The 14,446-nt window shown below is 43.6% G+C and carries 13 protein-coding genes; 7 read left to right on the forward strand and 6 right to left on the reverse strand.

Annotation, left to right across the window (positions count from 1 at the left end; genetic code table 11):
- Position 1 precedes the first annotated feature (1 nt).
- Positions 2-1,408, forward strand: a complete 1,407-nt coding sequence (gene spoVR / locus BLL41_RS00360; RefSeq protein ID WP_071576375.1) for a stage V sporulation protein SpoVR — start codon at positions 2-4, stop codon at positions 1,406-1,408.
- 28 nt (positions 1,409-1,436) lie between these two features.
- On the opposite strand, the gene phoA is transcribed toward spoVR, so the two are convergent.
- On the reverse strand, positions 1,437-2,822 hold the full coding sequence (gene phoA, locus BLL41_RS00365; protein WP_083427921.1) for an alkaline phosphatase PhoA: 1,386 nt from the start codon (positions 2,820-2,822) through the stop codon (positions 1,437-1,439).
- Between the two features lie 528 nt (positions 2,823-3,350).
- Here phoA and lytE point away from each other — a divergent pair.
- A complete protein-coding gene (lytE, locus tag BLL41_RS00370) occupies positions 3,351-4,355 on the forward strand; it encodes a peptidoglycan endopeptidase LytE (RefSeq protein WP_071576377.1) in 1,005 nt (334 codons plus the stop codon).
- A 69-nt stretch (positions 4,356-4,424) separates the two neighbouring features.
- On the opposite strand, the gene citR is transcribed toward lytE, so the two are convergent.
- Entirely contained in the window at positions 4,425-5,300 is an 876-nt protein-coding gene (citR, locus tag BLL41_RS00375) for a transcriptional regulator CitR (RefSeq protein WP_071576378.1), read from the reverse strand.
- Positions 5,301-5,408: 108 nt separating this feature from the next.
- Between citR and citA the strand changes: the two genes are divergently transcribed.
- The 4 genes from citA to BLL41_RS00395 all read left to right on the forward strand — a co-directional run bounded on the left by citA (position 5,409) and on the right by BLL41_RS00395 (position 10,575).
- The gene (citA, locus tag BLL41_RS00380; RefSeq protein WP_071576379.1) at positions 5,409-6,509 is read left to right on the forward strand and encodes a citrate synthase CitA; all 1,101 of its coding nucleotides are present in this window, start codon (positions 5,409-5,411) and stop codon (positions 6,507-6,509) included.
- Between the two features lie 73 nt (positions 6,510-6,582).
- On the forward strand, positions 6,583-7,452 hold the full coding sequence (locus tag BLL41_RS00385; protein WP_071576380.1) for an SDR family oxidoreductase: 870 nt from the start codon (positions 6,583-6,585) through the stop codon (positions 7,450-7,452).
- 247 nt (positions 7,453-7,699) lie between these two features.
- On the forward strand, positions 7,700-9,097 hold the full coding sequence (bcaP, locus tag BLL41_RS00390) for a branched-chain amino acid transporter BcaP (protein WP_071576381.1): 1,398 nt from the start codon (positions 7,700-7,702) through the stop codon (positions 9,095-9,097).
- A 122-nt stretch (positions 9,098-9,219) separates the two neighbouring features.
- Complete coding sequence (locus BLL41_RS00395; protein WP_071576382.1) at positions 9,220-10,575, forward strand: sodium-dependent transporter; 1,356 nt, start codon at positions 9,220-9,222, stop codon at positions 10,573-10,575.
- Positions 10,576-10,610: 35 nt separating this feature from the next.
- Here the strand turns inward: BLL41_RS00395 and pdxR are convergent, their stop codons facing one another.
- A complete protein-coding gene (gene pdxR / locus BLL41_RS00400; RefSeq protein WP_071576383.1) occupies positions 10,611-12,020 on the reverse strand; it encodes a MocR-like pyridoxine biosynthesis transcription factor PdxR in 1,410 nt (469 codons plus the stop codon).
- Between the two features lie 109 nt (positions 12,021-12,129).
- On the opposite strand from pdxR, the gene BLL41_RS00405 reads away from it, so the two are divergent.
- A complete protein-coding gene (locus tag BLL41_RS00405; protein ID WP_071576384.1) occupies positions 12,130-12,558 on the forward strand; it encodes a GNAT family N-acetyltransferase in 429 nt (142 codons plus the stop codon).
- Between the two features lie 29 nt (positions 12,559-12,587).
- On the opposite strand, the gene BLL41_RS00410 is transcribed toward BLL41_RS00405, so the two are convergent.
- From BLL41_RS00410 to sigM, 3 genes are read right to left on the reverse strand one after another with little or no spacing between them, the layout of a single operon-like run.
- Positions 12,588-12,878, reverse strand: a complete 291-nt coding sequence (locus tag BLL41_RS00410; protein WP_003233341.1) for an anti-sigma-M factor — start codon at positions 12,876-12,878, stop codon at positions 12,588-12,590.
- On the reverse strand, positions 12,866-13,942 hold the full coding sequence (locus tag BLL41_RS00415; protein ID WP_083427885.1) for an anti-sigma factor: 1,077 nt from the start codon (positions 13,940-13,942) through the stop codon (positions 12,866-12,868). The genes BLL41_RS00410 and BLL41_RS00415 overlap by 13 nt, the downstream gene beginning before the upstream one ends.
- Positions 13,932-14,423, reverse strand: a complete 492-nt coding sequence (gene sigM, locus BLL41_RS00420; protein ID WP_003224177.1) for an RNA polymerase sigma factor SigM — start codon at positions 14,421-14,423, stop codon at positions 13,932-13,934. The genes BLL41_RS00415 and sigM overlap by 11 nt, the downstream gene beginning before the upstream one ends.
- Between the last annotated feature and the right edge of the window lie 23 nt (positions 14,424-14,446).

Below are 14,446 nucleotides of genomic sequence, written 5' to 3' on the forward strand. Positions count from 1 at the left end.
GTTGAACGCGGAGGAGAAGAAAGAATTACAGCGGGCAATTGAGGAAATTACCGAAATTGCAAAAGGATTCGGCCTTGATTTCTACCCGATGAGATATGAAATCTGCCCGGCTGAAATTATTTATACATTTGGCGCGTACGGAATGCCGACAAGATTCAGCCACTGGAGCTTTGGCAAGCAGTTTCACAAAATGAAGCTGCATTATGATCTGGGATTAAGCAAGATTTATGAGCTGGTCATTAACTCAGATCCATGCTACGCTTTTTTGCTGGACAGCAACTCACTGATCCAAAATAAATTGATTGTCGCTCACGTTCTTGCCCATTGCGATTTCTTCAAAAACAACTGCCGTTTCCAAAACACGAAGCGCGATATGGTGGAAAGCATGGCGGCAACGGCTGAACGGATAAAACACTATGAACAGGTTCACGGGATTAAAGAAGTAGAGTCATTTTTAGATGCGATCCTTGCGATTCAGGAGCATATCGATCCGTCGTTGGTCCGCCCAAAGCTCCAATGGAGTGTGGATGATGAGGAAGAGGAGATTGAAGAGGCAGCCACGCCTTACGATGATCTATGGTCTTTGGATGAAAAGAAACCGAAAAAACAAGTGAAAAAATCGAAAAAACCGTTCCCGCCAAGACCCGAAAAAGATATCCTGCTTTTTATCGAGGAGCATTCCCGGGAGCTGGAGCCATGGCAGCGTGATATATTAACAATGATGAGAGAGGAAATGCTTTATTTCTGGCCTCAGCTGGAAACCAAGATTATGAATGAGGGCTGGGCTTCCTATTGGCACCAGCGAATTATACGTGAGCTTGATTTAACCTCTGATGAAGCGATCGAGTTCGCCAAGCTGAATGCAGGTGTCGTTCAGCCGTCCAAAACAGGCATTAACCCTTATTATTTAGGGCTGAAAATATTTGAAGACATTGAGGAGCGGTACAACAACCCGACGGAGGAAATGAAGAAAATGGGTGTGCAGCCTGACTCCGGTCGGGAGAAAATGTTTGAGGTCAGGGAGATTGAATCCGATATCTCTTTCATCCGCAATTATTTAACTAAAGACTTAGTCATGCGCGAAGATCTTTATTTGTTTCAAAAACAGGGCAGAGATTATAAGATCATTGATAAAGAGTGGAAGTCGGTGCGCGACCAGCTCGTAAGCATGCGGGTAAATGGCGGTTTTCCATATTTGACGGTAAGCGACGGCGATTATATGAAAAATAACGAACTCTATATTAAGCATTGGTATGAGGGCATAGAGCTGGATTTGAAATATTTGGAGAAAGTGCTCCCTTATTTATTCCAGCTTTGGGGAAGAAGCGTGCACATTGAGTCTGTGCTTGAGGATAAGGAAGTCATGTTTTCGTACGATGGAAAAGGTGTTCATCGCAGGTATTTATAAAAAAAGGATGCAGCGTTCTGCATCCTTTTTATTTTCCAGTTTTTAAAATCTTAAATATGATATTTGCCTGATCGGTATTGTTAATCAATCCGCGGAATTTTTCTTTTCCGGGACCGTACGCGTATACCGGCACTTGTTCGCCGGTGTGATCGGTACTCGTCCATCCGCTGTTAGAGCGAGTATTAAAAATCTTGATGATGGCTTTGTAGGCCCCTTTGCTTTTGTCAGCCTGTGAAGCTGCTTCAACGCTTTTGATTTCTTCAGATGTGAATGTCAGATTGGTATAGCGGGTGAGCACATCTTTAACCGGCTTGCCTTCACTGATTTTTTTGGCCATAAATTCAGGCGTTTTCTTTGCGGAGAGAATCGGCTCTGCGTGCCAATTCTTTTCGCCGTTTGCGCCAATGGTAAAGCCGCCGGTTGTATGGTCTGCAGCTGCAATCACAAGTGTATGTTTGTCTTTTTTCGCAAATTCAATCGCGGCTTTATAGGCCTGTTCAAAGTCTTTAACCTCGCTCATGGCTCCTACTGTATCATTGTCATGGGCTGCCCAGTCAATCTGGCTCCCCTCGACCATTAAGAAAAATCCTTTTTTATTTTGGTTCAAGCGTTCAATTGCTGAAACCGTCATTTCTTTGAGAGACGGTGTTTTGCTGTCGCGATCAAGCGCTTTAGCAAGCCCTCCATCCGCGAAAAGTCCGAGCACCTGCTGATCCTTATTTTTCTTCAGTGCTTGTTTAGTTGTCACATAGCTGTAGCCGGCTTGTTTGAATTCCTTAGTCAAGTTTCTGTCCTTGCGGTTAAAATAAGATTTTCCGCCGCCAAGCAGCACGTCTATTTTATGTTTGCCTTTTATTTTGTCATCCATATAGCTATTGGCGATTTGGTCCATGTTTTTCCGAGATTCATTGTGGGCCCCGTATGCGGCAGGGGTGGCGTGGTTAATTTCAGACGTTGCAACAAGCCCTGTTGACTTGCCTTGCTGTTTGGCCTCTTCAAGCACAGATTTCACTTTTTTCCCGTTTTTATCGACGCCAATTGCATTGTTATATGTCTTAACTCCTGTCGCTAATGCTGTTCCGGCAGCTGCTGAATCTGTAATATTATAATCAGGGTCATCCGGATGCGTCATCATCATGCCTGTCAAATTCCGGTCAAATTCAGTCAACTTCGGGTTATTCGGTGTTTCACCGTTATTTTTCATGGAACGGTAGGCGTTTATGTAAGGCGTCCCCATGCCGTCGCCTATCATCACAATGACATTTCTGATCTCAGCTTTGTCTTGTTTTTTGGCGCTGGCCTTTTCTGTTTGCTGGAGTTCGGCTCCGGCAAAGATTCCAGCTGTAAGGACAAAAACAGCGGCGATTGACAGAAGTTTTGATTTCATATTTTGAAACAAATTCATTTTTTGCAGGCCTCCTTTAATATGTTCCATTTATTACGTCAGGGAAATATTGTTAAATATGGATGTTGATCAAGTAAACAACAAGTAAAGCCTTGTAAGGAAATGAAAAAACGCTTTTCGTTATCTTTCCATATTTGATGTAAAGCATTCATTTTCAGAAAAATCTTTACCTCTCTGTCTTTGCATGATATGTTTGTTTAAATAAAAAAACTGCGGATAACCGCAGCTCTCCTCGAATATTCTTTATCGCTCATTCTACTTGTATACGAGCTGACCCCGAAAGTTTTTCATTTATTTCCTTTATGTTGAAAAACATCCCATAAAACATGACAAAAGCACTCGTTTTTTGTCACCTTTGCAACGAAAATGAAATATTTAATACCCTTAAAAACTTTTTTTTAGAACGAATAATTAAGAAATTTGTCACATGAAGTCAAGACTATTTCTGATGGGAATCTATCCTTATAATAGAAACCAATAAGATTAATTTAAAAAAAGAGATACATATATAGAGAGTTAACATTTGGGGAGGAAAATATGAAAAAGCAAATCATTACAGCTACGACAGCAGTTGTTTTAGGATCGACATTATTTGCAGGAGCGGCGTCTGCACAAAGCATTAAGGTGAAAAAAGGCGACACGTTATGGGATCTTTCAAGAAAATACGACACAACGATCAGTAAAATTAAATCAGAGAACCACCTTCGTTCAGACATTATTTATGTGGGACAGACTTTATCGATTAACGGCAAATCTACAAGTTCAAAAAGCAGCAGTTCTTCTTCCTCTTCTTCTACATACAAAGTAAAGAGCGGAGACAGCCTGTGGAAAATTTCAAAAAAATACGGCATGACAGTCAATGAACTGAAAAAACTGAATGGCTTAAAATCAGACTTGCTTCGTGTTGGACAAGTCCTTAAACTGAAAGGCTCATCTAGTTCAAGCAGCTCCAGCTCATCGAGCGTATCAACGTCTTCAACTTCCACTTATAAAGTGAAGCGCGGGGACAGTCTGTCTAAAATCGCAAAACAATACGGCACTACGGTTAGCAAATTAAAAAGCTTAAACGGCTTAAAATCAGATGTAATCTATGTCAACCAAGTATTGAAGGTGAAAGGAACAAGCACAAGCAGCTCCAAACCTTCTTCTTCATCATCTTCAAGCAGCAAAGCATCATCTACTACATCACTTAATGTGAGCAAGCTGGTTTCTGATGCGAAAGCGTTAGTCGGAACGCCATATAAATGGGGCGGAACGACAACTTCCGGCTTTGACTGCAGCGGATTCATTTGGTATGTACTGAATAAACAAACAAGTGTGGGCAGAACAAGCACTGCGGGATACTGGAGTTCTATGAAAAGCATTGCCAGCCCGTCTGTTGGTGACTTCGTCTTCTTCACAACATATAAATCCGGCCCTTCTCACATGGGGATTTACATTGGAAACAACAGTTTCATTCATGCAGGATCTGACGGCGTACAAATCAGCAGCCTGGACAACAGCTACTGGAAGCCTCGTTACCTCGGTGCGAAAAGATTCTAATTTTAGAGAAAACCCGTTCATTGGAACGGGTTTTTTTCATTAGACGGAGCACATCCATTTTGGTTGCTCCTAAAAATGAAAATGTGATAAAAAATCCAAGAATTTTTTTTCTTTCTTATTTTCATAAAGGGCGATTGCATAAGCGCCGGCATAGGGCAGCTGTACAGACTGATAAGGGATTCTGATCATCTGTTTTTCTGCTAATTCACGCTTTACTGTAGATAAAGGCAGAAATGAAACCCCGAGTCCTTCCTTGATAAACCGTTTCGTTATATGTGTTTGTGTGACCTTCATTGTCCTTACAAATGGAAATGTCACTCTGACTTGACGGAGCAAGTCGTCCCAGTAATCAGGATGATTGTGGGTCAAAAGCAGGTATTGTTCGAGCACCTCTTTGGCATCAATTTCGTTGTCTTCTATGAAATGCTTATCGGGCGGAGCAACAAGGACGACAGGGTCTTTATATAGGCAGTGGCAGCTTAAAGAGGAAGACTGTACTTTTAAACAGCTCAGTCCGATATCAGCTTCCCCGGCTTTTATCAGTGACGCGATTTCCGCTGATTCGAAAATCGTCACCGCCATTTCTGTTTCCGTGTTCATTGCTGTGTACCGCTTCATGACAGAAGGAAGCACAGTATCTGCTATAAGCGGAGAAACCGCGAGCTGTAAGGTTTGAGAGTAGCCTTGTCTCACTCTGTGAAGCTCTGCCATGCTGTTTTCATAATCATCAAGCAGCCTGAGCGCATACGGCAAATAAGCCCTGCCTTCATCAGTCAGCTGGATCTGTCTGCCTTTTCGCTCAAACAGCTTACAGCTGATTTCTTTTTCTAATTGCTTGATATGCACAGTCACAGTGGGCTGAGATAAGAAAAGCGTTTCCGCTGTTTTTCGGAAGTTTTCATATTTCGCAGCGGTCACAAAGGTATGAAGCCATTTAAAATCCATTTCTATTCTCCCTCTGATTAATATTTTTAATTAATTTCCTTTAAAATATTCATTATTTTTTAAATATTATATTTACTATAATAACAGAAAAGGATAGGGGGAATACAAATGGTACATTACGGATTAAAGGGAATTACATGTGTGGAAACATCCATCAGCCATATTGATGGTGAAAAAGGGCGTCTGATTTACAGAGGCCATCATGCAAAAGACATCGCGCTGAAGCATAGCTTTGAAGAAGCGGCTTATTTGATTTTATTTGGACAACTGCCTTCAGCTGAAGAATTGCAGGTATTTAAAGATAAGCTGGCTGCGGAACGGCATCTTCCGGAACACATTGAGCGCTTGGTTCAGTCATTGCCAAACAACATGGACGATATGTCGGTGCTGAGAACGGTTGTGTCAGCATTGGGTGAAAATACGTACACATTCCATCCGAAAACAGAAGAAGCAATCCGGCTGATTGCAATCACGCCCTCCATCATTGCCTACAGAAAAAGATGGACGCGCGGTGAACAAGCAATTGCACCTTCTTCTCAGTACGGACATGTTGAAAACTACTATTATATGCTCACAGGTGAACAGCCTTCAGAGGCAAAAAAGAAAGCGCTTGAAACCTATATGATTCTGGCCATGGAGCACGGCATGAACGCATCCACTTTTTCGGCACGTGTCACATTATCTACAGAAAGTGATTTAGTGTCAGCAGTCACGGCTGCTCTAGGCACGATGAAAGGCCCGCTTCACGGAGGCGCTCCTTCTGCGGTGACAAAAATGCTTGAAGACATTGGAGAAAAAGAACATGCTGAAGCATATCTGAAAGAAAAACTTGAAAAAGGAGAGCGGTTGATGGGATTCGGCCACAGGGTGTACAAAACAAAAGACCCGCGGGCAGAAGCTTTGAGACAGAAAGCAGAAGAGGTGGCCGGCAATGACCGTGATCTTGATCTTGCGCTGCATGTAGAAGCAGAAGCGATTCGTTTGCTAGAAATCTACAAACCGGGACGAAAGCTGTACACAAATGTTGAATTTTACGCGGCTGCAGTGATGAAGGCCATCGATTTTGACGATGAATTGTTTACTCCGACCTTTTCAGCAAGCCGAATGGTAGGGTGGTGCGCCCATGTGCTGGAACAGGCAGAAAACAACATGATTTTCCGCCCGTCAGCGAAATATACCGGTGCCATTCCCGAGGAAGTACTTTCATAACATATTTTGGCGTTTATTCATTTCTGTCGTGTGGTAACGTTCAGTATCAACCACATGTCTAGGAGTGATGAATGTGAACCCAATGGACAGACAAACAGAAGGACAAGAACCTCAGCATCAGGACAGACAGCCGGGCATTGAGTCAAAAATGAATCCGCTGCCGCTGTCAGAGGACGAGGATTATCGAGGAAGCGGAAAACTGAAAGGAAAAGTCGCGATCATTACTGGAGGCGACAGCGGAATAGGGAGAGCAGCAGCTATTGCCTTTGCTAAAGAGGGGGCTGATATCTCCATTCTATACTTAGACGAGCATTCGGACGCAGAGGAAACACGTAAACGGATCGAAAAGGAGAATGTCCGCTGCCTGCTTATCCCGGGAGATGTCGGGGACGAGAACTATTGTGAACAAGCTGTGCAGCAAACAGTGGACCATTTTGGTAAACTCGATATCTTAGTGAACAATTCCGCTGAACAGCATCCGCAGGACAGCATTCTAAATATTTCAACAGAACAGCTGGAAAAAACCTTTCGCACAAATATTTTTTCCATGTTTCATATGACGAAGAAAGCTTTGCCTCACTTGCGAGAGGGGAGTGCCATTATTAATACGACATCGATTACCGCTTATGAAGGAGATACGGCGTTAATTGATTATTCCAGCACAAAGGGTGCGATTGTCTCCTTTACGCGGTCCATGGCAATGTCGCTTGCGGATAAAGGCATCAGAGTGAATGCGGTGGCGCCCGGCCCGATTTGGACACCGCTTATTCCGGCGACATTCCCTGAGGAAAAAGTGAAACAGCATGGCTTGGATACCCCAATGGGAAGACCGGGACAGCCAGTTGAGCATGCGGGCGCCTATGTTCTGCTGGCGTCTGACGAATCTTCCTATATGACAGGGCAGACCATTCATGTGAATGGCGGCCGTTTTATTTCAACGTAATCAACGAAAAACCAGCTAAAAAGCTGGTTTTTTTGTGTCGAGAAATTTAAAAATAAAAAATTTGTCGATTTTTCTAACAATTTTGTTTTCATTTTTGCAATTTTATATATAATATTGAATAGGAGAAAGGAATGATTCGCGACCAGTACAAATATAGTAGAAAAACAGGAAAATGACCATTGTTGCTCATGAATTCAGAAAATTCAAATAAAATATATAAAAATAGATCATCAGGAGTTGAAGGGGAATGAAAGGGAGCGTTTTTAGGAAGAAAAGCATTCAGGATTTAATCGCTGCGACGAGCGGTGAAAAGTCTTTAAAAAGAGAATTAGGGGCATTCGATTTAACGTTGCTTGGGATCGGCGCCATTATTGGTACAGGAATTTTTGTTCTGACGGGAACTGGCGCAGTCACCGCAGGACCCGGGCTGACGATTTCATTTGTTGTGGCGGCGCTGGCTTGTTTATTCGCTGCCCTGTCTTACGCGGAATTTGCGTCAAGTGTGCCTGTTTCAGGTTCGGTGTATACATTCACTTATGCGACATTGGGAGAGCTTTTGGCCTTTATTATCGGGTGGGATTTAATTTTAGAATACATGCTGGCGGTAAGTGCAGTGTCGGTCGGCTGGTCTGGTTATTTCCAATCGTTTTTATCAGGGCTCGGCATTCATCTTCCGGTTGCTTTAACAGCGGCACCGGGCGCAGTGAAAGACACCTTTACCCTGTTTAATCTTCCTGCATTCGTCATTGTAATGGCGATCACATATTTGCTTTATTTAGGCATCAAAGAATCAAAAAGAGTCAATAATATCATGGTTATCCTGAAGATACTGGTTGTTCTGCTGTTTATCGCGGTGGCAGCCGTTTACGTAAAGCCGCATAACTGGCAGCCGTTTATGCCGATGGGCTTTGGCGGCGTATTCAGTGCAGCGGCGCTCGTATTCTTTGCTTTTATCGGATTTGACGCTGTATCCTCTGCTGCGGAAGAGACGAAAAACCCTGCGAAGGATCTGCCTAAAGGCATTATTTTCTCTTTATTGGTTTGCACGATTTTATATGTCACCGTATCAGCGATCATGACTGGGGTTATCCCGTTTGCTCAATTTGCGGGTGTGGATCATCCGGTTTCTCTTGTTCTTCAAAGCGCAGGGCAAAACTGGGTGGCTGGCATCATTGATATTGGCGCCGTGTTGGGAATGACAACAGTTATGCTCGTAATGCTTTACGGCCAGACCCGCGTCATGTTTGCCATGTCGCGTGATGGGCTTGTGCCGGGCTCACTTTCTAAAGTGCATCCAAAGCACAAAACACCTTATGTAGCCACTTGGTTTTTCGGAACGATGTCGGCGCTTCTCGGCTCACTTGTTCCGCTGGACGAACTTGCAAAGCTGGTAAACATCGGGACGCTGTCGGCATTTGTCCTGATTTCTGTGGCAGTTATCGTTTTGAGAAAGAAACAGCCTGATCTTCCGAGAGCTTTTAAATGCCCGGGAGTTCCCGTAATCCCAGGCTTGGCGATTCTGTTCTGCCTGTTCTTGATTTTAAATCTGGGGTGGGTGACGATTGTCCGCTTCTTGGTGTGGCTGTTAATCGGCTTGGTAATCTATTTCCTGTATTCAAGAAAGCATTCAAAATTAAATCAATAAATAACCTCTTGATAAAGAGAGCGGTCATATAGGCTGCTCTCTTTTCTGTTCTTGGCAAATGAATCTATAGAAATGAAAACAAAAATAAGAGATAATATAGGCTGGAAAGGAAGTGACGTTTATTGTCTGAGCAAAAACCAGTCCAATGGGCTTCGAAAATCGGTTTCGTCATGGCAGCGGCCGGCTCGGCTATCGGCTTGGGCGCGATTTGGAAATTCCCTTACGTAGCGGGGACCAATGGAGGAGGAGCCTTTTTTCTTATCTTCGTGTTATTTACCATCCTCTTAGGCTATCCGCTTTTGGTGGGGGAATTTATTTTTGGAAGACGTAACCAGACGAATGCCATTGATGCATATAAAAAAGAAGCGCCGCGATCAGCTTGGTTTCTTACGGGGTGGATCGGCGTAGCAGCATGTTTCTTAGTGCTGTCGTTTTACAGTGTAATCGGGGGATGGATTTTGCTGTATATCGTAAAAACGGCGTCAGGCTCACTGTCCGGGCTTTCCCAAGCACAGTATGGCGCTCTTTTTGCTTCTATTATCCAAAATCCGGTGCAGACGCTCGCGGCTCAGCTTTGTTTTATGGTACTGACTGTCATCGTTGTCGCCAGAGGGGTTCAAAAAGGGATTGAACGGGTCAGCGCGGTGATGATGCCGGTTTTGTTTTTGTTGTTTATTCTGCTTGTTCTCCGGTCTCTTACGCTTAACGGTGGAATGGAAGGCGTAAAGTTTCTGCTTGTGCCACATTTCAGCGATCTGACTCCGGAATCCATATTATTCGCGCTGGGACAGGCCTTCTTTACATTAACACTTGGGGTTTCGGTGATGGTGACTTACAGCTCCTATTTGCCGAAAACACAAAATATCCCTCGTTCAGCAGCCTCCATTGTCTTGATGAATATCATTGTGACACTCTTGGCAGGTTTGGCTATTTTTCCGGCGGTTTTCTCATTCGGTTTTCAGCCGAATGAAGGACCGACACTGCTGTTTACAGTGCTTCCGGCCGTTTTTGAACAGTTGCCGTTTGGCACGTTGTTTTTTATCGGCTTTCTCGTTGCATTTTTATTTGCGGCCTTAACCTCAGCGTTTTCGATGGTTGAAATTATTGTCGCCACAATCGGAAAAGGGGACGAAAAGAAGAGAAAAAAACTGTCATGGACGAGCGGGCTTTTAATCTTTTTGGTCGGAATTCCATGCTGCTTGTCTTATGGTGTATTGAGTGATGTGCACGTGTTTGGCAAAACATTTTTTGATATTGCCGATTTTGCCGTCAGCAATGTTTTAATGCCTTCAGGCGCTCTGTTAATTTCTCTTTTTATCCCGCTTAAAATTTCGAAGAGCGAGCTCATGGCAGAAATGAGAAATGGATCAAATGCAGGTAAAGCATTCTTCTACACATGGTTTTATTTGCTTCGTTTTATCGTGCCGCTTGCCATTATTATCGTTTTCTTAAATTTAATCGGAATTTTATCATTTTAAAAAAACAGGCTCCGGGAATGGAGCCTGTTTTTTATTTAATAAGATGTTATCAACGGCACCCATGCCGTTTTCAGTTTTTGGATGCCGAGCCTGATGTCCTCTTCTGACAATCCGCCATAGCCGATTAAGACAGAAGCAAAAGGCGCCTGTTCACTATATGAGGGGGATACGGGATAGACGGTTACACCGTAGTCTGCGGCTGCTTTTATTGCTTCTTCCTCACTTGCTGGAAACAAAAGGCGCAGCAGAATGTGAAGTCCCGAGTTTTTACCGAGAATCTCAACGGTGTTTCCTAGTTCAGCGCGGATGGCTTCTAACAGGACAGCGTGTTTTTTTCGGTATAGGCCTCTCATTCTATTTATGTGTTTTTGCCATTCTCCGGTTTCGATGAAGTCTGCTAGTGCGAATTGCGAGTGGGCAGAGACGGTTTGCTTCATTAACTGAGCGTTGTTTTTGATCGATTTCATGAGTTCAGGGGGCACAATCATGAAGCTAAGCCGCAAGGAAGGCAGAAGTGACTTTGAAAAAGTGCCAAGATATATGACTCTGCCATTCGGATCAAGACCTTGTAAAGACGGAATGGGATGGCCGCTGTAACGAAATTCCCCGTCATAATCATCCTCTATAATGAATGAATTTGATTCTGCTGCCCATGTAAGGAGCTCCTGTCTGCGGGTTATCGTCATGATGGTCCCAAGCGGAAACTGATGCGAAGGAGTCGTATACATGAAATAAGGATTCCGGCGGTAGAGCTCATCCGGCAGGACGCCTTCTGCATCAGAAAAAATCGGAATGACATTCATGCGATTTGCTTCAAACATCCTTCTTGAACGGTGAAAGCCCGGTTCTTCAAAGCCGATTTTTGTACCTGGTTTTAGCATAAGGCAAAGAATTTGCAGGAGCACGGTGGTTCCTGCGCCAATGATAATCTGGCTGGGCTCGCAATTTACTCCCCGAGACAGCCTGACGAACCGGGCAATCATGTGCCTGAGTTCGTATTCTCCTTGAGGGTCGCCAGAGGTGTGATACGAATCGGAATAGCGATCCAGACTTTTTACTATGCTTTTTCTCCATGCGTTAAAGGGAAAGAGGGCAGGATCAACATTGCCTTGATGAAAGTCAATAGCAGGTGCGTTCTTTTTAGGTGGGTCAGGCTGTGCAGACTGCTGAAAATGGTCAGGAGCTGACGGAAAGTCTGGTTCTACTTCCGCCGCGAACCAGCCGATTTTCGGCTTGCTTTTGACATAGCCCTCGGCAGTTAATTGCTCGTAAGCTCGTTCTATTGTTGCCGTACTGACATCGAGCAAGCTGGAGAGCCTGCGTTTTGAGGGAAGTTTTGTTCCCTTTGTGATTCGCGCATGTGAAATCTCTTGTTTGAAAAAGGTATAGAGCTGCTCATACAGCGGTGTTTTGCTCTTTTTATCAAGAAACGGCGTGATATCCATCTCGTGTCTCCTTTTTATCTGGCATGGTCATTTTTTCTGATATTGGCTATTTGGCAAATGCCATTTATTAGCTATGATCATTGTAACGAAAGGAAAGGGGATTGAGAAGATGATTCATATCAAACAATTAACCACGAAAGAAGAATGGGCTGAGTCATATCCGGTCATGGGTGAATTGAGAACAGAACTAGATATCGAGACATATCTACAAAGGCTTGAAGCCTGTGTGCAGAAAGAATCGTATATGCTGTTTGCCTTATATAAAGATACAGAGATCAGAGCGCTGTGCGGCGCTCAGCCGAGGGTTTCCATTCATAAAGGAGAGCACTTGTGGGTTGCGGATCTAGTTACAACGGCACCTAGCCGATCAAAGGGATACGGCAAAATGCTTTTGGATTATGCCGCAGACTGGGCGAGAAAAGCCGGACTTGGTTTTGTCAGTCTTTCATCTGGCCTTCAGCGTAAAGACGCACATCGATTTTATACAGATAAAATGGGATTTGCTATAGAAAGTTATTTGTTCCGAAAACCGGTGTAATGAAAAAAGACGCCTGAAAAGGCGTCTTTTTAAAAGCCAAACTGTAAATTTGTATCTACAGATACAATGGTATACACACAAATAATCACAAAGAGATTAAGGATGACGCCGAGCAGGCCGGGGCCTGTGCGTCCTCTCTTGATGAAGAGTTCAACAACGCCGAACGGAACGGCAGCCATGGCGAACGGAAGCATTTGATAGGAATAAAACGTGACATTGCTGATAATTGCCAAATTCAGCAAGAGCAGGGACAGAACCGCTGTCCCGACAGAGATCCAGCCGAATACATTGTGTTCTTTAAAAATTCTTACCAGTTCCATAATTCCACCTCGCCGACATTCGCTGATTTTACAGATTTGTTTTTCAGCATGCGCTGGATTTCCTTGGTTGGTCCTGTAACGACCGAACCGTAAACATTGACACCGTTTTTCTCTACGTAATCTAATCGGTTATCTACATTCAGGTCTTTTCGTTTTGAAATGACCTGAGCCCATTTTTCGTGTTTGGACATGAATTTCAGAGCGTTGATAAACTGATCGCCATTCGACTTGCCTTTTGTATTAAGGGCAGCCAAGAACTTAGAATCCTTTCCAGGATAGCCAAGAGGTTCTGTTGAAGCTGTCTTATTTGTGTTTTTCTCTGTTTCGATTGCGTTCCACAAAAAGCTCACATCATAGCCTTTGAATTTGTTATACACGTCTTTTGTCGGATATGCGCGGTCATATGAAAGATAGACCTCTGATACTGTCCCTTCAGGCAATGTGCTTAACGTTTTTTCTGCTTTTGCGGTTGTTTGTTCAGACGTGTTTGATGGGTGTGTGAAGTAATGGCCGGTTTTATTCACTTCTAAGTCATAGTAGTTTACAGCCGGCGCTTTTACTTTGTTATAAAACATTTCAACCCGTTCATTCCCTACGGCAGCCGTCTTCGTGCCAATCTGCTTTTGGAGCGGGAATTCCGTATTCATTCCAAATAGCTTCACTTGGCTTTTCAGTCCGGAAGTATCAACAAGAACATTCGGCATGGTCAGGGCTACAGTGACCGCGGCAGTTTCCATAAACTCATTGCCGGTGCTGTGTTTCCCGCCCATTCCGTAATAGAGGTAGCTTCCCAGCGTGCAAAGCGGCAAAATCATCAATGTCGAAATGACGGCAAGCACAGAAATTCGCAAATAAGACTTGCGTTTGCCGTAGGCTAAAATCGCTTTTTGTTTTTCAGGACTGATGCCGATATCCCAATCGTTATCGTCCTCTAGCTCGCTTTCAATCAGTTCCTGATATACTTCGAGCTTCTCAAGTTCTTCCTCAAATGCGGTCATTTCCTGGTCGCTCATTTCCCCATTTTTATATTGATCAAAACGCTTTTTAAATTCTTCATTCATCATTAACACCTCTATTATAAAGTGCTTTCAGCCGCTGTCTGGCACGAAATAAAACACTTTTAAAATTCGCCTCTGAAATATTCATAATATGGGATGCTTCTTTGTAATTTAACTCTTTTAAATAATATAACGTTAAGGCCTCCCGATAATTATCGGGGAGCTCGGACATATAACCAGTCAGCACTTCCTTTATCTCTACCTGATGGGCAGGGCTCTGAACAGCATTTTGAAAGAGGCTTCCGATTAAGTCATCAGAAATGGTTACTTCTTTCTTATGCTTTCTGACGTAATCAATGAAGGCGTTACGCGCCACTTGAAAAAGCCAGGGCTTTACTTTGCTGTGATCATAGGAGTGAATGTGTATGTATGCCCGCATAAAGGTTTCCTGCAGCAAGTCTTCGGCAAGATGCTTGTCTTTTGTCATGGAGAGCAGGAACCTGTAAACATCATTCATGTACATTTGGTAAATTTCATCGATCGTCACTGCCTTTTCTCCCCTCTATGTTA

The sequence above is a fragment of the Bacillus sp. FMQ74 genome (genome assembly GCF_001875785.1).
In the GTDB taxonomy this organism is placed as follows: Bacteria; Bacillota; Bacilli; order Bacillales; family Bacillaceae; genus Bacillus; species Bacillus stercoris.